This is a genomic window from Jiangella ureilytica (assembly GCF_004348545.1).
Taxonomy (GTDB): Bacteria; Actinomycetota; Actinomycetes; order Jiangellales; family Jiangellaceae; genus Jiangella; species Jiangella ureilytica.
In genome coordinates this window covers 1-19,093 of sequence record NZ_SMKL01000097.1, presented here as the reverse complement: position 1 = coordinate 19,093, position 19,093 = coordinate 1, and the positions used below count along the sequence as shown (strand labels likewise).

The 19,093-nt window shown below is 70.5% G+C and carries 23 protein-coding genes and 2 tRNA genes; 15 read left to right on the top strand and 10 right to left on the bottom strand.

Going from position 1 to position 19,093, the window contains the following annotated elements; genetic code table 11:
• Nucleotides 1–112: SDR family oxidoreductase (locus E1212_RS30960; RefSeq protein WP_131988234.1), on the top strand; the 112-nt coding region annotated here is incomplete at its 5' end.
• On the top strand, nucleotides 109–1,104 hold the full coding sequence (locus E1212_RS26865) for an aldo/keto reductase (protein ID WP_131988232.1): 996 nt from the start codon (nucleotides 109–111) through the stop codon (nucleotides 1,102–1,104). The genes E1212_RS30960 and E1212_RS26865, both read left to right, overlap by 4 nt.
• Nucleotides 1,105–2,310: 1,206 nt before the next feature.
• On the opposite strand, the gene E1212_RS26860 is transcribed toward E1212_RS26865, so the two are convergent.
• Nucleotides 2,311–2,383: transfer RNA gene (locus E1212_RS26860), tRNA-Lys, on the bottom strand.
• 119 nt (nucleotides 2,384–2,502) lie between these two features.
• On the opposite strand from E1212_RS26860, the gene E1212_RS26855 reads away from it, so the two are divergent.
• Together E1212_RS26855 and E1212_RS26850 are read left to right on the top strand one after the other, a co-directional pair.
• A complete protein-coding gene (locus E1212_RS26855) occupies nucleotides 2,503–2,817 on the top strand; it encodes a DUF3467 domain-containing protein (protein WP_131988230.1) in 315 nt (104 codons plus the stop codon).
• Nucleotides 2,818–2,821: 4 nt separating this feature from the next.
• Nucleotides 2,822–3,199, top strand: a complete 378-nt coding sequence (locus E1212_RS26850; protein WP_131988228.1) for a DUF3592 domain-containing protein — start codon at nucleotides 2,822–2,824, stop codon at nucleotides 3,197–3,199.
• 88 nt (nucleotides 3,200–3,287) lie between these two features.
• Here the strand turns inward: E1212_RS26850 and E1212_RS26845 are convergent, their stop codons facing one another.
• Nucleotides 3,288–3,461: a CsbD family protein gene (locus E1212_RS26845; protein WP_131988226.1), complete on the bottom strand. Its 174-nt coding sequence runs from the start codon at nucleotides 3,459–3,461 to the stop codon at nucleotides 3,288–3,290.
• A 52-nt stretch (nucleotides 3,462–3,513) separates the two neighbouring features.
• A complete protein-coding gene (locus E1212_RS26840; protein WP_131988224.1) occupies nucleotides 3,514–3,990 on the bottom strand; it encodes a MarR family winged helix-turn-helix transcriptional regulator in 477 nt (158 codons plus the stop codon).
• 105 nt (nucleotides 3,991–4,095) lie between these two features.
• Between E1212_RS26840 and E1212_RS26835 the strand changes: the two genes are divergently transcribed.
• Together E1212_RS26835 and E1212_RS26830 are read left to right on the top strand one after the other, a co-directional pair.
• Nucleotides 4,096–4,653: a YceI family protein gene (locus tag E1212_RS26835; RefSeq protein WP_131988222.1), complete on the top strand. Its 558-nt coding sequence runs from the start codon at nucleotides 4,096–4,098 to the stop codon at nucleotides 4,651–4,653.
• Nucleotides 4,654–4,843: 190 nt separating this feature from the next.
• On the top strand, nucleotides 4,844–6,442 hold the full coding sequence (locus E1212_RS26830; RefSeq protein WP_131988220.1) for an exo-alpha-sialidase: 1,599 nt from the start codon (nucleotides 4,844–4,846) through the stop codon (nucleotides 6,440–6,442).
• Nucleotides 6,443–6,570: 128 nt separating this feature from the next.
• Here E1212_RS26830 and E1212_RS26825 read toward each other — a convergent pair.
• The 3 genes from E1212_RS26825 to E1212_RS26815 all read right to left on the bottom strand — a co-directional run bounded on the left by E1212_RS26825 (nucleotide 6,571) and on the right by E1212_RS26815 (nucleotide 8,115).
• Nucleotides 6,571–6,646: transfer RNA gene (locus tag E1212_RS26825), tRNA-His, on the bottom strand.
• Between the two features lie 66 nt (nucleotides 6,647–6,712).
• The gene (gene orn / locus E1212_RS26820; RefSeq protein ID WP_131988238.1) at nucleotides 6,713–7,333 is read right to left on the bottom strand and encodes an oligoribonuclease; all 621 of its coding nucleotides are present in this window, start codon (nucleotides 7,331–7,333) and stop codon (nucleotides 6,713–6,715) included.
• Between the two features lie 38 nt (nucleotides 7,334–7,371).
• Entirely contained in the window at nucleotides 7,372–8,115 is a 744-nt protein-coding gene (locus E1212_RS26815) for a hypothetical protein (protein WP_131988218.1), read from the bottom strand.
• A gap of 113 nt (nucleotides 8,116–8,228) precedes the next feature.
• On the opposite strand from E1212_RS26815, the gene E1212_RS26810 reads away from it, so the two are divergent.
• Nucleotides 8,229–8,897 carry a hypothetical protein gene (locus tag E1212_RS26810; protein WP_131988216.1) on the top strand — a complete coding sequence of 223 codons (669 nt, stop codon included), beginning with the start codon at nucleotides 8,229–8,231 and terminating at the stop codon, nucleotides 8,895–8,897.
• A gap of 81 nt (nucleotides 8,898–8,978) precedes the next feature.
• Nucleotides 8,979–9,824, top strand: coding sequence for a phosphatidylinositol-specific phospholipase C/glycerophosphodiester phosphodiesterase family protein (locus E1212_RS26805; protein ID WP_131988214.1), 846 nt, complete (start codon nucleotides 8,979–8,981; stop codon nucleotides 9,822–9,824).
• Here E1212_RS26805 and E1212_RS26800 read toward each other — a convergent pair.
• Nucleotides 9,821–10,363 carry an SAM-dependent methyltransferase gene (locus E1212_RS26800; RefSeq protein WP_131988212.1) on the bottom strand — a complete coding sequence of 181 codons (543 nt, stop codon included), beginning with the start codon at nucleotides 10,361–10,363 and terminating at the stop codon, nucleotides 9,821–9,823. The genes E1212_RS26805 and E1212_RS26800 overlap by 4 nt on opposite strands.
• A gap of 173 nt (nucleotides 10,364–10,536) precedes the next feature.
• Between E1212_RS26800 and E1212_RS26795 the strand changes: the two genes are divergently transcribed.
• The 5 genes from E1212_RS26795 to E1212_RS26780 all read left to right on the top strand — a co-directional run bounded on the left by E1212_RS26795 (nucleotide 10,537) and on the right by E1212_RS26780 (nucleotide 14,204).
• The gene (locus tag E1212_RS26795; RefSeq protein WP_131988210.1) at nucleotides 10,537–11,124 is read left to right on the top strand and encodes a hypothetical protein; all 588 of its coding nucleotides are present in this window, start codon (nucleotides 10,537–10,539) and stop codon (nucleotides 11,122–11,124) included.
• 104 nt (nucleotides 11,125–11,228) lie between these two features.
• On the top strand, nucleotides 11,229–11,384 hold the full coding sequence (locus tag E1212_RS29720; RefSeq protein ID WP_203417290.1) for a hypothetical protein: 156 nt from the start codon (nucleotides 11,229–11,231) through the stop codon (nucleotides 11,382–11,384).
• The gene (locus tag E1212_RS26790) at nucleotides 11,381–11,740 is read left to right on the top strand and encodes a hypothetical protein (protein WP_131988208.1); all 360 of its coding nucleotides are present in this window, start codon (nucleotides 11,381–11,383) and stop codon (nucleotides 11,738–11,740) included. Before E1212_RS29720 ends, E1212_RS26790 begins: the two co-directional genes overlap by 4 nt.
• Nucleotides 11,741–11,862: 122 nt before the next feature.
• Nucleotides 11,863–12,687, top strand: coding sequence for a sugar nucleotide-binding protein (locus E1212_RS26785; protein WP_131988206.1), 825 nt, complete (start codon nucleotides 11,863–11,865; stop codon nucleotides 12,685–12,687).
• A 65-nt stretch (nucleotides 12,688–12,752) separates the two neighbouring features.
• A complete protein-coding gene (locus E1212_RS26780) occupies nucleotides 12,753–14,204 on the top strand; it encodes a hypothetical protein (protein WP_203417288.1) in 1,452 nt (483 codons plus the stop codon).
• A 49-nt stretch (nucleotides 14,205–14,253) separates the two neighbouring features.
• On the opposite strand, the gene E1212_RS26775 is transcribed toward E1212_RS26780, so the two are convergent.
• A complete protein-coding gene (locus tag E1212_RS26775) occupies nucleotides 14,254–15,045 on the bottom strand; it encodes a hypothetical protein (protein WP_131988204.1) in 792 nt (263 codons plus the stop codon).
• A gap of 208 nt (nucleotides 15,046–15,253) precedes the next feature.
• Between E1212_RS26775 and E1212_RS26770 the strand changes: the two genes are divergently transcribed.
• Nucleotides 15,254–16,006 carry a class I SAM-dependent DNA methyltransferase gene (locus tag E1212_RS26770; protein WP_131988202.1) on the top strand — a complete coding sequence of 251 codons (753 nt, stop codon included), beginning with the start codon at nucleotides 15,254–15,256 and terminating at the stop codon, nucleotides 16,004–16,006.
• Between the two features lie 375 nt (nucleotides 16,007–16,381).
• Here E1212_RS26770 and E1212_RS26765 read toward each other — a convergent pair whose 3' ends face one another.
• Together E1212_RS26765 and E1212_RS26760 are read right to left on the bottom strand one after the other, a co-directional pair.
• Nucleotides 16,382–17,443 (bottom strand): abortive infection protein, encoded by a 1,062-nt coding sequence (locus E1212_RS26765; RefSeq protein WP_131988200.1) that lies wholly within the window; start codon nucleotides 17,441–17,443, stop codon nucleotides 16,382–16,384.
• Entirely contained in the window at nucleotides 17,440–18,102 is a 663-nt protein-coding gene (locus E1212_RS26760) for a DUF998 domain-containing protein (protein ID WP_203417286.1), read from the bottom strand. The genes E1212_RS26765 and E1212_RS26760 overlap by 4 nt, the downstream gene beginning before the upstream one ends.
• 84 nt (nucleotides 18,103–18,186) lie before the next feature.
• Between E1212_RS26760 and E1212_RS26755 the strand changes: the two genes are divergently transcribed.
• Entirely contained in the window at nucleotides 18,187–18,747 is a 561-nt protein-coding gene (locus E1212_RS26755; protein WP_162605646.1) for a TetR/AcrR family transcriptional regulator, read from the top strand.
• The last annotated feature ends 346 nt before the right edge of the window (nucleotides 18,748–19,093 follow it).

Here is a 19,093-nt window from a genome sequence, read left to right as displayed (position 1 = left end):
CGACGACATCGCCCACGCCATCGCCTACCTCGCCGGCCCCCACTCCGGCTCCACCACCGGCACCACCCTCGCCGTCGACGGCGGCATGCACGGACTCCGGTTACGCCGATGATCACTGGAGGGACCGATCCGAGCCACCTTGCCGACGCCCTTGCGTGGCCCGACGTGCAGCTCAGCCGGCTCGGCTTCGGCGCGGCGCCGATCGCCGGCCTGTATGCGGCTGTGGACGAGGAGACGGCTGTGGCAACGGTCGATGCCGCCTGGGAGGCGGGGATCCGCTACTTCGACACCGCGCCCCACTACGGCCTCGGACGGTCCGAACGTCTGCTCGGCGCTGCTCTCGCCCAGCGGGACCGTGACTCCTACGTCATCTCCACGAAGGCGGGCCGGCTGCTGGTGCCCGACCCTTCCCCCGCTGCCGACGACAGTGACAACGGCTTCGTCGTACCCGCGACTCACCGGCGCGTTTGGGACCTCAGCAGGGACGGCATCCGGCGCAGCCTTTACGATAGTCTGGACCGGCTGGGCCTGGACCGGGTCGACCTCCTCTACCTGCACGACCCCGAACACCGGATGGACCAGGCACTGGCCACCGGCCTGCCGGCCCTGATCGAACTGCGCGACGAGGGCACCGTACGCGCGATCGGGGTGGGGTCCAAGGATACGGACGCCCTCACTCTGCTGGTCCACGAGTCCGACCTCGACGCGGTCATGGTGGCCGGCCGATACACCCTCCTCCGGCAGCCGGCGCTCGACCGGTTGTTCCCGGCCTGCCAGACGCGCGGCGTCGTTGTCGTGGCCGCCGCCGTTTTCAACTCCGGCCTCCTCGCCACCCCCGACCCCGAGCCGGACGCCACCTACGACTATCAGGCGACCCCGCCCGCACTGCTGGAGCGGGCTCGCCGCCTGGCCGCCACCTGCGCCGACCACGGTGCCGTGCTTCCGCAGGCGGCCCTCCAGTTCCCGCTGCGCCATCCGCTGGTGCGATCGGTGGTGGTGGGAATGCGGTCACCGCTCGAGGTCACTCAGAACGTCGAGCTGCTCGCCGACGCGGTCCCGCCGCAGCTCTGGACCGCGCTGCGGGAGCAGGATCTGATTCCGTGAAGCGCACACGTCGCGGCTCCGCAGCCGACCAACCGGTCGAGATCGTTCACACCTGTCGCCGGGCACAGCTGCCTTCAAGCCGGCCAGAAGCTCGGGTACGAGGTGCCCACAGAGAGGTGCCGGCGTAGGTTGCTCGGCGCTCTGTGACACGCAAGCATCCGGGAATTGGCGATATGGCACAGCGGTTCGACCTGTTCCACATCGACGCCGACGGCCGAATGCCGCCATGCGCCCAGCTGCGCGACGATCCGGCCGACACTCGGTGCAGCCACATTGGCGGAGTACGTCGAGGTTTGCAGAACACCCCGACGGCGTCGCCGGACGGGTCCTACGGCACGGCTGGCGATTGAGCGAAGAGGCAATGCCGACGTGACGCTGTCGAGGACTTCGCCGACCCGTTCGAGCTGACGGCGTCGAGAGCATGACGCGGAGACGTTCTTCGCGCACCTCCGGCTCGCCGCCGGCCGACTGCTCGAGCTGCCTCCGGATGCTCAGGTCATCGCCGAGCGCGACCGCACGGTTCGTCGGTAGCGCAACGACCGTTGAGATCGTCGGCCACCAGTGCAGCCGCCTCGCAAATCCCGTGGCGAAGTCTGGACATCGAGCCCGAACCCGGCGGGAGCACAAGGCATGGCCGCAACCGCAGGCTCGGAGTCGACCTGCTCGAGAACTAGGGCACTCCGCCGGCGTCGAAGGCGCCAGCACCGTCGGGTCAGTCGGCGACCAACTGCGCTGAGAGCAGCTCGCCTCGCAACGCTTGGTGCGTTCGGCCGACCATTCTCGGCCCGAGCCGATCGACTGGCAGACTCGGCGCTGAAGAGCACGACGAGGATGTCGGCCGCCTTCCACCAACGTGAGCCCGGGGCGCATGCGATCGGGTCGCCGACCTGGACCACGAGCCCTTTGCCGCGGGCGGCGTTAGTCGCAGTGGCGAGCAGGCTCGACGTCGAATCGATCGGTACGCGCGTCGGAGCCGGCACGGGGGCGTCATCATCGATCCCATCTCGCGGAGAGCAGTTCGTTCGAACAGGTACACCAGGCAGATAGCCACATGGACCGCAGCCGCTGGCGCCGTTGTCGATGCGCTGCTGACGAGCGCCGCCCAACTGCTCGCGGGCTAGCCGATCCGGGGGTAAGTGGGGGATCCGTCCCCGAAGACGACGAAGCGGCGGGCCACATGGCTCCGCCGCCTACCGTTGGTGGGAGTGCGCCATCAGGGACTCGAACCCCGAACCCGCTGATTAAGAGTCAGCTGCTCTGCCAATTGAGCTAATGGCGCAACGACGTTGAAGATTACCACCCCGGCAGGGGAAGCTGAAATCGGGTTCTGACCAGCGATGACTCCGCCGTCAGCGAGGCCCCGCCGGACCGCCGGCGCGCTGTGGCAGGGTAGAACGCATGGCCAACCCGCCCGAACGCCGTGAGTACGACATCGACATCCCGGCCGAGGTCGAGCCGGGCACCTACGCCGACTTCGCCTCCATCTGGCACACCGCCGACTCCTTCGTCCTCGACTTCGCCGTCCTGAAGCGTCCGCCGAAACCCATCGTCAACGAGGACGGCAGCCGCGTGCTGAAGGTGCCGACACGCGTCGTCACGCGGGTGCGGGTGCCACCGAGCCAAGTCTTCGAGATCATGAAGGGCCTCGAGAAGCAGCTGTCCATGTGGGAGCGCAGCCACGGCGTCAAGCGCAGGTCTCCCGAGGACACCTGAAGCCGTGGGCAACGTCCTGCGCATCGTCATCGGCCTGGCCGGGCTGACGGCGGCGGCGTGGTCCGCGTCGCGCTCGCTGCGGCTGCGCCGGCGCGGACTGGAGGCTGACGCCGTCGTCACCCGGTCGGTACGGCACCGGCGCGGCATGGGCCAGGGTGAGCGGAGCAGCCGCTGGGTCTCGACGGTCGAGTTCCTGGACGAGGACGCGGTCACGCGGACGTCGTCGCTGCCCGGACGGTTCACCGTCGGCGAGACCGTTCCGATCCGATACGTGCCGGACGGCTCCGAGCGGGTCGCGCGGGCCGGCAAGGCCACGTTCGCGGAGGCGTTCGCCATTCTCGGCGCCACGGCCGGCGGCATCGCGCTCACGCTGCTGATCTGAGGCCGCCCGCCCGGACACCTCCGCAGACGCGGACCCGCCCCCGCGGATGCGACCAGCGGGGGCGGATGGTCCGACGTGGGCCTGCGGGTCAGCGCTTGAAGGCGTCCTTCACCTTCTCGCCTGCCTGCTTGAGGTCGGACTTCGACTGCTTGCCCTTGCCCTCGGCCTGTTTGCCCTCGTCGTCCGTCAGCTTGCCGAGCGCCTCCTTGGCTTCGCCGGCGGCCTTCTCGGCGGCGTTCTTCACTTTGTCGTCCGCACCCATCGTGATCCCCTCCTCGAACGGGTCTCTCGGCCCGTACCCAGGGTGCGGCGCGCTACACGGAGGGGCAGGTGTCGGTGGCCTCGACCCGGGCGATGACGCGGTCGGCGATGGCGGCGAGCGACTTCACGTCGTCGCTGGTCACGGCGTCGAAGAAGTAGCGGCGAACGGCGTCGACGTGCGACGGGGCGGCGGCATCGATGGCGGCCCGGCCGTCATCGGTCAGGACGATGAACGCGCCGCGGCCGTCCGAGGCGCACTCCTCGCGCCCGACGAGCCCGCGCTTCTCCATGCGGCTGAGGTGGTGCGACAGCCGGCTCTTCTCCCAGCGCATGACGCGGGCGAGCTCGGACACCCGGATACGGGCGTCGTCGGCGTCGGTGAGATGGACGAGCACCTCGAAGTCCGGCATCGACAGCATCGACTCGGACTGCAGCTGCCGCGCGAGGGCGGCGCCCAGAACGGTGTTCATGCGGAGGTAGGCCCGCCACGCGCGCTGCTCGTGGTCGTCGAGCCACCGGGTCTCTGCCATGCCCGCCAGTCTACCGGAATAGTTGACACGTCACCAAGGTTAGGTAATCTGTGACGCGTCAACAATCATAGTTGGCCACAGACCCCCGGCAAGGAGCAGGAGAACATGACTACGACGACCGATCTGAACCAGCTGACCGGCGACTACGTCCTGGACGTCGCGCACACGCGGCTCGGATTCGTCGCCCGGCACGCGATGGTGACGAAGGTGCGCGGCGCCTTCAACGAGTTCGAGGGCACCGCCCACATCGACGGCAGCGACCCGAGCCGGTCCTCGGCGAGGATCGTCATCAAGACGGCCAGCGTCGACACCCGCAACGCCCAGCGCGACGGCCACCTGCGCACCAACGACTTCTTCGAGATCGAGACCTACCCTGAGATCGTCTTCACATCGACGACGATCGAGCAGAAGGACGAGACGACGTTCCAGGTCACCGGCGACCTGCAGATCAAGGACGTCACCCGTCCGGTCACCTTCGACCTCGAGTTCACCGGCGCCGCCATCGACCCGTTCGGCAACCAGCGCGTCGGCTTCGACGGCTCGCTCCAGATCAACCGCAAGGACTGGAACGTCACCTGGAACGCCCCGCTCGAGGCCGGCGGCGTCCTCGTCAGCGAGAAGGTCACGCTCGAGTTCGAGATCTCGGCCATCAAGCAGGCCTGAGGCACCTCACTCGGCGATCCTTCCGACGCCGCGTCCGGATCCGTCCGGGCGCGGCGTCGTCGCATCCGGGTGGACCGCGGCGGGCGGCCGGTCGAGGCGGCGTTGACATGGAACGGTGTGCCGTATTGCATGATCGGCACCCCCGACCTCGACCGCCGGCTCTCGCGCCGCGATCCGGCCTGGAGGAACCATGAGATCCGTTCCGATCGTGCTGGCCGGCGTCGTCGCGCTCGGCCTCGTCGCCACCCCGGCGAGCGGCGAGCCGTCGCCGTCGTCGACCGGTCCCAGTTGGTCGCCCGGAACTCCGGACGTCGTCATCGCGCAGGCGGCGCCGCGCAAGAAGCTGCATTTCCCGAATGCCGAGCGGCTGGCCGACGGGTCGCTCGTCGCGGTCGCGCGCGAGGGCGCCGGGCACACCGGCCAGGACGGCCGCCTGCTGATCATGACCAGCGACGACGGCGGCAGCACCTGGTCCGCGCCCGAGGTCCTCTTCGACAGCCCGTACGACGACCGCGACCCGATGATCACTCAGCTCTCGTCGGGGCGGCTGTTGCTCAGCTGGTTCCAGAACGACTACTCCGTCACGCCCGCGGAGCCCATGGGCACGTTCGTGGCCCACAGCGACGACGGCGGCGAGACGTGGTCCGCGCCGGTCGCCGTGCAGTCGATGCTCAGCGGCGAGTCCGACATCGTCGACACCTACGAGCTGGGCTGGAACGCCAGCCACGGGCAGATCAAGGAGCTGGCCGGTGGCGACCTGATCATCCCGCTCTACGGCACCGTCCCCGACGACAAGTGGCAGAAGGCCACCGTCGTCCGCAGCACTGACGGCGGCGAGACCTGGTCGGCGTCGACGGAGTCGCTGGTCGCGTCGGCGACCGGCACGCACTACCAGGAGCCGGTGCTGACGGTCCTGCCCGGCGGCATCGTGCACGCCCTGCTGCGCATCGGCACCTCGGCGTCGACGATGGGCGCGGTGCACTCGCAGGAGTCGTGGTCGCGCGACGGCGGCCGGACGTGGTCGGCACCCGCGGAGATCGAGCTGGTGACGTCGTCGGCGCACACCGAGGTCCTGCGCGACGGCTCCGTGTTCCTCGCGTACGGCGACCTGTCCGGGCACTTCACCGACAAGCGCGGGACGGTGGGTGCGGTGATCCGCTCGCCGCTGTCGCCGTGGACCGGGGCGCCGCGCGAGCTGGTCTGGGACTCCGGCACCGGCGACCAGGCCAATCCCGCCGCCGTCGAGGTGCGGCCCGGGCGGGTGCTGGTGATCGGCTTCGACTCCGCGACGAGTCGCCTGGTGGGCACGTTCGTCTCCGTGTCGCAGGTGAGCCCCGACCGGCCGGACCCGCGGCGGGTCGACCTGCTGGCGTGGGTGACGGCCGGTTCGGCGACGGTGTCGACCGACATGACGCACGTGCAGCCGGGCCGTCCGGGCGTCGGCGTGCTGGGGGCCATCGACGGCGTGGTCGGGTACTGGGACGCCTCGTGGGCGCCGCGGGCCGCGCCGGCCTCGTACACGGTGGAGTTCGACCGGCCGCGGCGACTGTCGTCGGTGGGGGTCGCGTTGAAGCCCGGCTACGCGTCCGCGGCCGTGGTGTCGGTGCGGTCCTCGGCCGACGGCGCCTGGCGGGAGGTCGGGACGCTGGAGTCGGAGGTCCGGTGGGGTGACGACCTGACGTGGTTCCGCTCGGCCGGCGTGGTGGACGCCGTACGGGTCTCGATCACGTCGTCGAACGGCTGGGCCGTGCTCGCCGAGCTCGGCGTCCGCGCCCCGGCGCCCGGCTGAGCCCACGCTCCGTGATCATCGAGGATCGCCCCCGTCCCGGTGGCCGATCCTCGATGATCACGGCGGAGGGCGCGCGGTCGCAGCGACGAAACGGCGCTGGTCAGAAGGATCTGACCAGCGCCGTCGAGTGGGGTGAGTGACGGGACTTGAACCCGCGACTTCCTGGACCACAACCAGGTGCTCTACCAGCTGAGCTACACCCACCATGCGCGCCCAACCGGGCGCGGCTGAACAAGTATACGGTGCCGGACGGAGTGGTCGAGAACGGGTTTACGTCGTGGCGCCGTCGGGGGCCTGGTCGGCCCGCGCGTCGTTCATGACGGAGACCGCTGCGGCCCGGGAGCTGGTGCTGTCGGGGCCGGGCATCGGGACGAACACGGTGCGCCGGTAGTAGCGCAGTTCGTCGATGGAGTCCTTGATGTCGCCGAGTGCGCGGTGGTTGCCGGTCTTCGTGGGGCTGGCGAAGTAGACGCGCGGGTACCAGCGGCGCACGAGCTCCTTGATCGACGACACGTCGATGTTGCGGTAGTGCAGCCAGCCCTCGACCTCGGGCAGGTCGCGGGCGAGGAACAGCCGGTCCATGTGCACGGTGTTGCCCGCGAGCTGCGCCTTCGACGGCTCCGGCACGTGCTCCTTGATGTAGGCCATGACCAGCGCGTTCGCCTCGTCCATGGTGACGCCGCCGGGAAGCTCCTCGAGCAGGCCGCTGGCGGTGTGCATGGTGCGCACGACGTCGTTCATGCTCTCGAGCGCGGCGTCGGGAGGGCGGATCACCACGTCGACACCGTCGCCGAGGACGTTGAGCTCGGCGTCCGTGACGAGGACCGCCACCTCGATGAGCGCGTCGCGCTGCAGGTCGAGACCGGTCATCTCGCAGTCGATCCACACCATTCGATCGTTCGTCACGCCCACAACCCTATGGGAACGCCCTACGTCCGCCGGCGTCGTCGCTCGCCGGATCGCTGTCGTGTTGACTCGTCCGTGTCGTCGGCGGGCCGGTCCGGCCGCGATCGCGCCGCCACGACGGCCAGCACCGTGATCATCAGCGCTGCTCCGACGACGACGGCGGCCGCCTGCCAGTAGGGCCGGTCGTTCCCGATCAGGACGGCGACGGCGACAGCGGTCGCGAGCGTGCCGTACAGGGCGAGCTCGGCGACCGACGGGATCACGATCGGGCCGGGTTTCCGCGGGACGGCGTGCGGCTCGGGTTCCGTACCGCCGGCCGCCGGCGACGGCGTGCGGTGCGGCTCGGGCGGCCTCGGCGGCGACGGCGTGCGGTTCGGCTCGTGCGGGCTCGGCGGCGACGGCGGCAGCGCCGTCCGGCGGGCGGCGCGGCGCGGCCGGGGCGGCGAGTCGGAGAAGGCCGACCACGTCGCCGTCGACTCCTCGCCCCGGGCGCCGCCCGCCGTCGCCGGCCCTTCGGGCGCCGTGGTCTCGCGGGCCGCGGGCTCGGTCGCCTCACGGCGCGCTGCCCGCCGGCCGGCCGCGAGCCGCTGCGCCGCCCGGGCGCCGGCCGCCGCCCGCTCGGGGGCCAGGCCGGCGCCGGCGGGTCCCACCGCGTGCTCGCCGGCTGGATCGTCGGGCGCGAGCGGATCGGCCGGCGGCTCCGACGGGTTGTCGCCGGGCTCGGGCCGGCCTGCTGCCCGCCGGCCGGCCTGACGGCGCTTCGCCACCGGAACTCCTCGCAGCGTGGAACGGACGATCGGGATGCGCCGCCGAGCCTAGTCCCCGATCGCCCGATTCGCGCGGGGACCGATGAGCGCGAACGGGTAGCATTCTGCGCCACATGAGCGTCGAACCCGCGCCGTCCGTGCCGCCGCCACCTCCGCCGCCGCCGGGTGAATCCCGGCCGCGCCGGTGGGTGTGGCCGCTGGTGGCCGTGCTGGCGCTGATCGTCGGAGCGGCCGCCGGGATCGGCATCGGCCTGGTCATCGACGACGACGAGTCCCGCCCGGCCGCGCAGCGGACGCCGTCGCCGGCGGCAACCGGCGGCGAGGGCGGCGAGAGCGACGAGCTCGAGCAGCTCCGCGATCGGCTCGGCCAGGTCGAGGAGCAGCGCGACGACCTCAAGCGCCGGCTCGACGAGGCGCGCGCCGAGCTCGAGACGCGGGCGACGGAGACCCCGGACGAGCCGCTCGAGTCCGAGCCGACGCCGTTCGAGGGCGAGTTCACCGTCGGCGACTTCACGTTCACCGACGTCGAGGTGCTGCGCGACTTCGCCGGCGACTTCGAGGTCCGCGCGACGGTGAGGAACGACGGCGACTCCGAGGCCGAGTTCGTCTCCCTGGCGGCGACGGTGCTCAACGGCGGCGAGACGGTGTCGACCCTCACCACGTCGATCAGCGCGCTCGCCGCAGGCGACTCCGTCGACGCCCAGTTCATCGGGTTCGACGACTACGGCGACTGGGACGCGGTCGAGTTCTCCGTCGACGGCGGCTCCGCCACCACCACCTGAGGGAACCGTTCGCACAGTCGTCGTCCCGCCCGTCGCGAACCCGACATTGACTGGTTGTCAATCGCCTGGACGGTAGCGGTCATGAGCGATCGGTCCCGTTTCCGTCGAATCGTCCGCGCCGCTGTCGCGGTCCCGCTGGCGGCCGCCCTCGGCCTCGCCGTCACGGCCGCCGCGAACGCCGTCGGCGACCCCCACGACCCGGCCCACGCCCACAACGACTACGAGCACGAGCGCCCGCTCCTCGACGCGCTCGACCACGGGTTCACCAGCGTCGAGGCCGATGTCTGGCTCGTCGACGGCGAGCTGCTGGTCGCGCACGACGCCTGGGAGGTCCAGCCCGGCCGCACCCTGGAGTCGCTGTACCTCGACCCGCTGCGCGAGATCGTCCACGCCAACGGCGGCTCGGTGTACCCGGGCTGGGACGGCTCGCTGCAGCTGCTCATCGACATCAAGAACACCGGCGAGGCGACGTACGCGGAGATCGACTCCGTGCTGCGCCGCTACCAGGACATCATGACGCGGTTCATGGGCGACCGAGTGCAGACAGGCGCCGTGACGGCGGTCATCAGCGGCGACCGCCCGCGGGCGACCATGCTGTCGCAGCGGCTGCGCTTCGCCGGGTACGACGGCCGGCTCGGCGACCTCACCAGTGGTCTGCCGGCCAGCTTCATGCCGCTGGTCAGCGACAACTGGGGCAACCACTTCACCTGGCGCGGCGTCGGCCCGATCCCCGAGGCGGAGCGGGCGAAGCTGCAGCAGATCGTCACGACGGCGCACGCGGCCGGCTACCGGGTCCGCTTCTGGGCGACGCCGGACACCCCCGGCCCGGCACGCGACGCGATCTGGACCGAGCTGCTCGCCGCCGGCGTCGACCACCTCAACACCGACGACCTCGCGGGCCTCGACACGTTCCTGTCCGCGCGCTAGTCGCGGCCCTTCGTCGCCCGGATCTCCAGCGGCGCGCCGGCCCCGTCGACCGTGACGGCGACCAGCGCGCCGCTGCGTTCCAGCGTCGCGGCGACCAGCCCGCCGATGTCGCGCCCGCTGTCCGGGCCGGGGCTGTCGCCGTCGCCGTATCCGTAGAAGAGGTGCAGCCGGCCGCCCGGGACGAGCAGCGCCGCGAGTGTGCCGACGTCGGCCCGCGCCGGGTGCGTCCAGAACACGTTGACGTTGGACGCGAAGATCACGTCGAACCGTGGCGGCCCGTCGGCCTCGAGCGTCGTCAGATCCTGCTCGACGACCGTGAGCCGTCCGGCGTCGACGAGGTCGCGGTTGCGCTCACGGATCCGCCGCACGCCGACGGCGGACCGGTCGAGCGCCGTCACGTGCCCGTCGCCCGTGAGGAGCCGGCCGATCTCCGCCACGGCCGCCCCCGGCGCCGCGCCCAGTTCGAGGATCCGCTCGGTGCCGGTCAGCCCGAGGCGGGGGACCAGACGGGCGATGTGATCGGGCGTTCGGCCGGACATGGCGCCGAGTCTGCCGAATCATCCCTGACGAGGGGTGTCAACTGTCCAGGGATCGGGGTACGGTGCGCGCGAGAAGTTCCCGGTTGCCTTCGTCGCCTTGACATGGCACAGCGGGACCGTCGGGGGACGGGGACCCCCCGTACGGTTGCCCGCGAGCGCCCTCGGAGGGGATCGTGTCCGCAGCACGCTCCGGCCCGTTCACCTGGTCGTCGTTCGGTGTCGGGTACCTCGTCGCCTCGGTCGACGACGGCGGCAGCCCGGTCGTCGACGTGGTGCTGCCGAGGCCTGCCGACGGCGCCCTGCACACGGCGGCGGCGCTGCCGCCCGCCGACGCGGCGCGGCTCGGGGTCGAACTGACCACGTTGACGTCGGTCACGGACGACGGGCCGCTGCGGCTGCTGCCCGACCTGCGCGACCGGGTCGCCGCCCTCGACGCGGCCCTGCTGGACCTCTCGTCCCCTGATGCCGGTGACGACGACGGTTCCGGAGTCGGCGGCGCGCTCGACGCCGTCGACGACCTGATCGAACGGCTGTACGGGCTGCGCGGCGAGCTGACCGGCGCCGCCTACGCCGGGCCGTCGGCCGCTGCGCGCATGGCCGCGGGACGTTCCGGTGGTGCTGAGACCGTCATGACCGGCCCCGATCGCGCGGCCGCCCCGGACCGCCGCCTGACGACGATGGGCGGCCTTGCATTGGCCCTCGGTATAGTGGCGATCTTCTGGATCGCCCTGGGGGTGCTTCTGTGGACGGTGCTGAGGTAAGGGCGTCCGGCGACTTCGACGAACGGTGCAATCACGGTATTGAGTACGACGGCGCTCCGCTCCTCGAGATCCGGCACTCGTAGGTCACCATGGAGTACGCCTGCGTGTTCGAGGACGGCACGGTCGTCGGCGGCACTGCGCCCCTGAGCCTCCTTGACTACGGTTCGCTGGGCGTCGCTCTCGCATGCGCCGGCACCGCCCTCGGGCTGGGCCGCCCGATCAAGCGCCTGAAGGCGGTGGGCGTCGAGGTGCCCGGGTGAGCCGCCGGCTGGAATCCCTGCACGACTACCTCTGGGCGATCGGCGCGATCCTGCTGGCCATCGCCGTGCCGATGTACGGGTGGAACGCCCTGGCCGTCTGGGAAGGTGACGAGCCCTGCGTTCACGGGCGCACGGTCGACGGGGAGCTCGTCGATACCGTCGCGGTCCACCAGGGCTATGTGCCGCTCGAGTTCACCTGCGAGTTCGCCGACGGCACCGTCGACCGGCTCGTTCCCGTCGCGGCGAGCGTCGTCCTGCACGGCGGGCTCGCCGGTGCCGTCGTCAGCCTCGTGGTCGCCTGGACGATCAGCCGCCGCCTCGACCGCCGGGCTGCCTCCGCCGACTCACCTGGATGAGCGGCCGCCCCCACCGCCCGAGCAGCTCGTTCGCCGTCGTCGCTGCGATGGTTGAGGAATGCGGGTCGTCATAGCGACACGGATCCCTCAACCATCTCGAAGGCGAACTATCGTTGCCGGTCGTGAAGGTCCTCGTGGTCGGCGGCAGCGGCTTCCTGGGTGGTGAGCTGGTCCGCCAGTCGACCGCGGCGGGCGACGACGTCGTCGCGACCTACCGGAGTCGGCCGGGCTCGCTCGACGGAGCCGACTGGCGGCCGCTCGACATCCGCCGACGCGAGGACGTTGCGACCCTGACCGACGCGGTTCGCCCGGACGTCGTCGTCAACGCCGCCTACGTCCAGGCCGACTGGGCGACGACGGCGGACGGTGCGGCGAATGTGGCGCTCGCGGCGGCCGCGGCCGGTGCTCGCCTCGTCCACGTCTCCAGCGACGCGGTCTTCTCCGGCGCCGCCGTGCACTATGACGAGGCGAGTGTTCCGGACCCGGTCAACGCGTACGGCGCGGCGAAGGCGGCGGCCGAGACCGTGGTGCGGGCGGTCGTCCCGCGGGCGGTCATCGCCCGGACGTCGTTGATTCTCGGCGACGGCGGGTCGCCACAGGAGCGGTTCGTCCACGACGTGGCGACCGGCCGGCGCGACGGCGTCCTCTTCACCGACGACATCCGCTGTCCCGTCCACGTCGCCGACCTCGCTGCGGCGCTGCTCGAGCTGGCGGCGTCGGACCGGTCCGGCATCCACCACGTCGCCGGTTCCGACGCCGTGAGCAGGTACGAGCTGGGCGTGCTCGTCGCCCAGCGGGACGGGCTCGACGCGGCCGTCTTGAGGACCGGCACCCGGGCCGCGAGCGGCCCGCCCGGTCCCCTCGACGTCCGACTCGACTGCCGCGAGACCCAGAGACGGCTCCGCACCCGGTTGCGCGGCGCGCGCGAGTTCCTGGCGTGCGGCTGAAATGTCCGACCTCGGCGCTACCCTCCGGCCACCAGGGGGAGAGCCGGGGTTGGGGGCGCACGAGCATGACCGAAGAGACCTGGCACGAGGCACGACTGATTCCGACCTCGGGCATCAACGGAGCCGAGGAGCAGGAGCGCCGGGCGACGTCCGCACTGCTGGCGGTGATGACGGCCGTTCGCGAGTTCGGGCGGGCGCTGACCAAGCCATTCGGCGCACCTGCCGGCAACGTCGAGGCCTACATCGAGGTGCCGTTCTTTCTCGGCGAGAAGAAGCTGTTCCCGGACGGCCTGATCCGGGTCAGTCGCGGGCAGAAGGCCTGGACGGCGCTGGTCGAGGTCAAGACGGGTAGCAACGAACTTGCGGCGGAGCAGCTGGAGAACTACCTCGACATCGCCCGCGAGCAGGGGTTCGACGCGGTGCTGACGATCTCGAACGAGATCCCCGCGATATCCGGGCAGCATCCGACGAAGGTCGACAAGCGCAAGCTGCGCAAGGTTGCGCTGCACCACCTGTCGTGGACAAAGGTGCTGACCGAGGCGGTGATGCAAAAGGAGTTTCGCGGCATCGCCGACCCCGACCAGGCCTGGATCCTCGGTGAGCTCATCCGTTATCTCGAGCATCCTCGCTCCGGCGCCCTGGAGTTCGACGACATGGGCGAGACCTGGGTCGCGACCCGCAACGCCATCGCGGCAGGCACGCTCCGGCCGACGGACAAGGGCGTGAGCGAGGTCGCCAACCGATTCGACGCGCTCCTGCGGTTCGCCAGCCTGCGTCTCGGCCGGCAGCTCGGCGCAGAGGTCACGCCGGTACTGGCGAGAAAGGAACTCGCGGACCCATCGCTGCGTACCCAGTCGCTCATCGACACGCTGGCCCACGACGGCACCCTCTGCGGTTCGATCCGGATCCCTGACACCGTCGGCGAGCTCGTGGTGACCGCCGACCTGCGCGCCGCCCGTCTCACCTGCCACGTCGACGTCGACGCGCCCAAGGAGGGCCGACAGACGACGCGGGTCAACTGGCTGGTGCGGCAGTTGAAGAACGCCCCGCCGGACGTGCGGATCGAGGCCTACGTCATGCACGGCCGGGGCGCTGGCGCCGCGGAACTGCTCAAGGTCGTCCGCGACGATCCCACCGTCCTCGTGACCGATCCGGCCAAGGACCTACGCTCGTTCCGGGTGGCGCTCAGCCTGCCCATGGGCAGCAAGCGCGGGCGCGGCCGCGGCTCGTTCATCGACTCGGTGCTGGCCGCGGTCGACACGTTCTACGGTGAGGTCATCCAGCACCTGAAGGCCTGGTCGGCCGCGCCACCGCGCCTGCGGCCCGAGCCCGAGGCGGTCGAACGCCAGCCCGACGTGCCACCGTCGCTGGTCTCGACGTCGCTCTCCTCACAGGACGGCGCCGAACCCGTTCCCGCTGCGAATGCGGTTGCGGGGAACGAGCCCGATGGACCGGCCGAAGACGGTCTTCAGAATCCGTCGACTCAGGACGGGGTCAAGGTGCCCCCCGAGGACTGATCTCCGCTCGATGCCGGGCGGCTGTGAGCCGCCCGGCGTCCGAGGTGCGTCAGCGGCGGGGGAGCAGCCGGGACACGAGAGCCTTGGCGCGAGCCAGGACGGTTTCGCTACGCGACCGCTCCACCGGACCGGACATCGTCTCCGGGAGCGGCTGGATGGGGTTGTCACAGTAGATGGTGCCCGTGACATAGAGGTCGCCGACGATCAGTACGTCGCCGGTGAACCGCGCCGGGCCGTAGGCGACGAGCGCGTAGCCGGACTCGGAGTCGTTGACGGCCCAGAGGGCCGCGTCGTCGTTGGTCGAGGTGTATGCGAAGACACCAGCGATGTTCGTGCCAACTCCGATGACGCCGGCACCGGAACCCGGAACGGCCGTGTCGTTGAGGCCGACCACGCCGGCGCGCTCGGAGTCGAGCGTCGAGCCCAGGACGCCGTCGTTGTACCTGCCGCTGGCGGCGATGGCGGCGCCGAAACCGGGCGTGTTGGCGTAGTTGGCGGCGGACACGCCGTAGGCGTTCGGGGAGTAGCTGCCGCCGGCGAAGCCGTTGGATCGGGCCGACGTCATGAGCGCGGCGGCACCCGAGCCCGCGTTGTGCATCGCCACCGTCGGCGTCGAGGACGAGGAGGTGACGCCGGTCGAGGCGGAGCCCGACGTGTTCGAGCGGCCGAGGATCAGTGCTTGGCCGGCCGCGGCCTGGGACTGCGAGGCGCCGGCGATGCCGACGGCGGCAGCTCCGGCCACGCCCGCGGCTCCGGCGGCGAGAAGACGGCGACGGCTCTGGGTGTCGGACGAGCCGTCGGAACCGGCGTCGGAAGCGGTGTGGTCATGGGTGTCGCTCATCGAAGGCCCCCCGGCCGCTCTGCCCGGCGCATCCGGGCGTGATCACCTGACGGCTCGGACGCTAACAGTGGCCTGTTAGATGGTCAACAGGTATGCGCACCACGGGTGACGTGTACCTGCGGTGGCCATCGGTAGCAGCGACGGCGACCGCGCGACCGCGCGACCGCGCGACCGCGCGGACGGGATCGTCGCGGCCAGGGTGGTTGCCATGCGACAGGAAGAGATCTGGGACGTCGACGCCGCGCGGAGGTACGACACGCCGGGCACCGGGATGTTCGCCCTCGAGGTGCTGGAGCCGACCGTCGACCGACTGGCCGCGCTCGCAGGCCGGGGCCGAGCGCTCGAGTTCGCCATCGGCACCGGCCGTGTCGCCGTCCCGCTGTCCGAGCGGGGCGTGCCGGTCAGTGGGATCGAGCTGTCCACGGCGATGGTCGACCAGTTGCGGACCAAGGCCGACGAGGACACGATCCCCGTGGTCGTCGGCGACATGGCGAGTGCACATGTGCCGGGAGTGTTCGCGCTCGTCTACCTGGTCTACAACACGATCTCCAACCTGCTGACCCAGGGTGAGCAGGTCGCCTGCTTCCGCAACGCCGCACGCCACCTCGCCGCCGACGGCCGGTTCGTCATCGAGCTGTGGGTGCCCGAGCTGCGCACGCTCCCGCCCGGGCAGCAGGCCACGGTCTGGCGTTCCGAGCCCGGATACATCGGCCTGGACACCTACGACGTCCTGCAGCAGAGCGTCGTGTCGCACCACTTCCGCTTCGACGAGGGCAAGCAGGCGCAGCTCTTCCGCAGCCCCCATCGCTACATCTGGCCGGCCGAGCTCGACCTGATGGCGCAGCTCGCCGGGCTCGAGCTGGAGACCAGGCACGCAGACTGGGCAGGTGCGGAGTTCACCGCCGAGTCTCGGTCGCATGTCTCGGTCTACCGGCGGTCGGCCGGGTACCGGCCGGAATGAGGGTGGGCGCGCCTTGTGTCTCGGTACTCGACCTCGACTACCAGGTCAGGGCGGCGCTCAAGCTGTTGGAGGCCAACTCTCGCAACGCTTCACACCAATCGCCCAACGGTCGGCGAGCACCTGCATGGGCAAGGCGTCCAGATGCGACCGCGAACGATGTCCACGGACCAGGTGATCGAGCCGCCGAGCTGTACGGTCGGGGGATGTCGCTGCAGGGTATCGAGATCTTGGTGGGAGTTCGGCGAAGACAGCCGGCAACCGCTTAGAGCATCGAGGCATACGGATGCGCCTGCGCCGACAACGTGCCTGACACCCATGTGCTGATGACCACGAGTGGTCATGACCGGCCGGGGGTGACGAGGACAGGCGCCATCCTCAGTTCAGGTCTGGTGGCGCAGGGTCGTGGTCGGCGAGCTGTGCATCGCGATACCGTCGCGCGACCTCTTGAAAGGCGGTTTTGGGCGTCTCGGTGTAGCCGGCGCCTGCCGGCGTGTCCGTGCGCTCGACAGCGACGATGCCGAAGCTCGCGATGTCCAGATCGCGGCGCGGATCGTGACGGCGGAGGTAGTGCGGTTCGCTGTACTCGAACACGAACGCGCCGTCGACGCCGGTGGAGGCGAACGTGTCGAGCAGGTCGCCGATGTACCGGGCCTGGACGGTCTCGTCACGAGGGTGGTGTCCGTCGATGACGGCTCCGTCGGGGCGGTCCCAATCGACGATGGCGTCTCCCTCCGCGCCGCGGGCGTCGGCGCCGGGGTAGGAGCAGCATCCGAACTCCGTCACGAGGACGGGCTTGCCGTGTCGTCGCGCCTCGTCGAGGACCGCGGTGTATCGGTGGTGGTTGGAGTGGTCGCGGTAGTGATTGAGCCCCACTGCGTCGAAGGGTTCCCAGTCGACTGTCTCCCAGCTTCCCGCGCCGTAGGTGATCTCGCCGGCGAATCGCTGACGCACGGCGCCGGCCGCGCGATGGAGCATGCGGTTCAGGCGCTGGTTGAAGACGGGTAGGAGCGGCCAGAGCCAGCGCAGCCGACGGGCGCGGTCCAGGTAGCTTCTGCCGGGGATGAGGCCGGTGGTGAAGATCGTTAGCTCGCAGCCGACGTTGAGCCGCAGTCGGCCACTCTCGGCACGCAACGGCTCGACCTTCTCGGCAACGGCTGCCAGTTGTTCGATGGTGGCGGTGACGGTCGCGTCGGGCAGCCGTGGCTGTACCCACACCTCCAAGCCCGCATCGAGCGCGAAGCGGGCGGTCTCGAAGATCCGGGCAGGTGACGATCCGAACACGGTCACGGCGTTGGCGTGCAGCTCTGTTCGGATCACCGCCATGTGGCGCTGCATGAGCGAGGAGGACCAGTCGGGACGCGAGTCGGTATGGGGCACGTAGGACGTGCCGGTGTCGTAGTCGATCCCGCGATACCGCAACGCCCGCGGGGCGCTCACCGAACGTCCTCCCGCACGGTCGTTGCCACAATGACGGCCATCACGGCGATCCACGTCCATCCGGTGATGATCGTTGCCCGCTGCCACACGCCGGCGATTGCCGATCCGGACTCGTCGGCGATGACGAAGACGATGAGCAGCGCGGCGCACAGGAGGCCCGCGGCGATCGAGATCTCGGCGAGCCGGCGCAGACCGCGCACGCCCCAGAATGCGCGGGCCAGCACGAACGCGGCAGCCGGCAGAGCCGTGAAGACCACCAGGCTGGCTAGGTCATGGGCGATTCCCTGCCGGCTCTGTCCCGCCGCGGTGACTGGCGCCGGGTTGGGGGGATAGCCGTCGGGGGGATCCATGACGAACGCTCCTGCGGCGATCAGCCCCACCGCGAACGCCGCGAGCAGCAGCGGCCCCCAGGTCGCGCCCGGGACGTCAGGCAGCGCCCGCCGAAGCCCCAGTGCGCACGCGCCCATCAGCAGCCCGGTGACGATGAAGTTGCCGATCTGCACCCACCCGCGCTCGCCGAGCGACAGCGCACTCACCGGTAGGCGCGCCGGATCGTATCCGGGCCGCGTCGCGCCATCGATGAGGAACACAGCCACGAAGAGCGCCGCCCCGAAGGCACCGGCCAGCAGCAACATCGTCGTGACGGACGGGCGATCCATGCCGCTCATTGTGCGACATCAAAGTCGCATTGTGCAATAGCGAAGTCGCGCACCTGATAGTGTGGCCGGGTGCGATCAGATTCCGTGGTGCCATCGCCGGCGCGTCGCCGTACACGCCAAACGATCATCGAGGCGGCGATCGCCGTGTGGGCCCGCGACCGCGACGCCACCCTGAGTGAGATCGCCGATCGCGCCGAGACCCATCGCGCCACCCTCCACCGGCACTTCCCCAGTCGGACCGACCTGCTGGTCGCCGCGATCCGTCACAGCATCGGCGACATCGTGACCGCCACTGAGGCCGCTGCAGTCACTCAAGGCACGCCGCAGGATGCCCTGCACCGCCTCATGGCCGCTTACCTGACCATCGGCGACCGCATCAGGTTTCTGTTCGACGACCACGCCATCGCCAACCACCCCGCCGTCGCGGAACTCGCTGCCATCGACGGCCCTGTCATCGACCTCATCCGCCGCGGCCAGGCCGATGGCACCATCGACGCAGCCTTCCCACCTGCCTGGATCGAGCGCTCGATTTGGGCGCTGGTCTATGCGGCCTCTGAGGCCGTCGACGACGGGACACTGGCGGCCCACGAAGCCTTGCCCATACTCCTGCGAACCGTCGACGACGGCATCGCCCGCCATACGTGAACGATGCCTCCCAGGCGCTGCACTCGAAGACGTCCCAGCCCTGGACAACTGACTCGGCGCCCTCCCCAAGGACGAGGTCGGGCATCGTTGATCTGGGTCGTGCGGCACGCCTGAGCACTTCGGTGTGAACGCGGTTCGCCGTCGGCACCCGGTGTTGGCAGTGGCCGTCGAACACCGTTGGTGCTGGTCACTTGATGGTGACGTCCCGCTGAGTGGTGTAGTTCCTGGCTGTGGAGCGTCGTCGTGTCGACGGTGGCGTTGGGCGGCCATCGTGCGAGGGTCAGTGAGACCTGACTAGGGATTCTCACGAGAGGACACGACGCACGATGGCCTTGGACCATGCTGC

Bases quoted from the DNA above. Each gene is read 5' to 3' on its own strand.
- orn (WP_131988238.1), bottom strand. From the start codon at position 7,333: ATGGTGTGGATCGACTGCGAGATGACCGGTCTCGACCTGCAGCGCGAC.
- E1212_RS26865 (WP_131988232.1), top strand. From the start codon at position 109: ATGATCACTGGAGGGACCGATCCGAGCCACCTTGCCGACGCCCTTGCG.
- E1212_RS26805 (WP_131988214.1), top strand. From the start codon at position 8,979: ATGAGCGATCGGTCCCGTTTCCGTCGAATCGTCCGCGCCGCTGTCGCG.
- E1212_RS26845 (WP_131988226.1), bottom strand. From the start codon at position 3,461: ATGGGTGCGGACGACAAAGTGAAGAACGCCGCCGAGAAGGCCGCCGGC.
- E1212_RS26770 (WP_131988202.1), top strand. From the start codon at position 15,254: ATGCGACAGGAAGAGATCTGGGACGTCGACGCCGCGCGGAGGTACGAC.
- E1212_RS26780 (WP_203417288.1), top strand. From the start codon at position 12,753: ATGACCGAAGAGACCTGGCACGAGGCACGACTGATTCCGACCTCGGGC.
- E1212_RS26760 (WP_203417286.1), bottom strand. From the start codon at position 18,102: ATGGATCGCCCGTCCGTCACGACGATGTTGCTGCTGGCCGGTGCCTTC.
- E1212_RS26810 (WP_131988216.1), top strand. From the start codon at position 8,229: ATGAGCGTCGAACCCGCGCCGTCCGTGCCGCCGCCACCTCCGCCGCCG.
- E1212_RS26840 (WP_131988224.1), bottom strand. From the start codon at position 3,990: ATGGCAGAGACCCGGTGGCTCGACGACCACGAGCAGCGCGCGTGGCGG.
- E1212_RS26855 (WP_131988230.1), top strand. From the start codon at position 2,503: ATGGCCAACCCGCCCGAACGCCGTGAGTACGACATCGACATCCCGGCC.
- E1212_RS26835 (WP_131988222.1), top strand. From the start codon at position 4,096: ATGACTACGACGACCGATCTGAACCAGCTGACCGGCGACTACGTCCTG.
- E1212_RS26800 (WP_131988212.1), bottom strand. From the start codon at position 10,363: ATGTCCGGCCGAACGCCCGATCACATCGCCCGTCTGGTCCCCCGCCTC.
- E1212_RS26775 (WP_131988204.1), bottom strand. From the start codon at position 15,045: ATGAGCGACACCCATGACCACACCGCTTCCGACGCCGGTTCCGACGGC.
- E1212_RS26830 (WP_131988220.1), top strand. From the start codon at position 4,844: ATGAGATCCGTTCCGATCGTGCTGGCCGGCGTCGTCGCGCTCGGCCTC.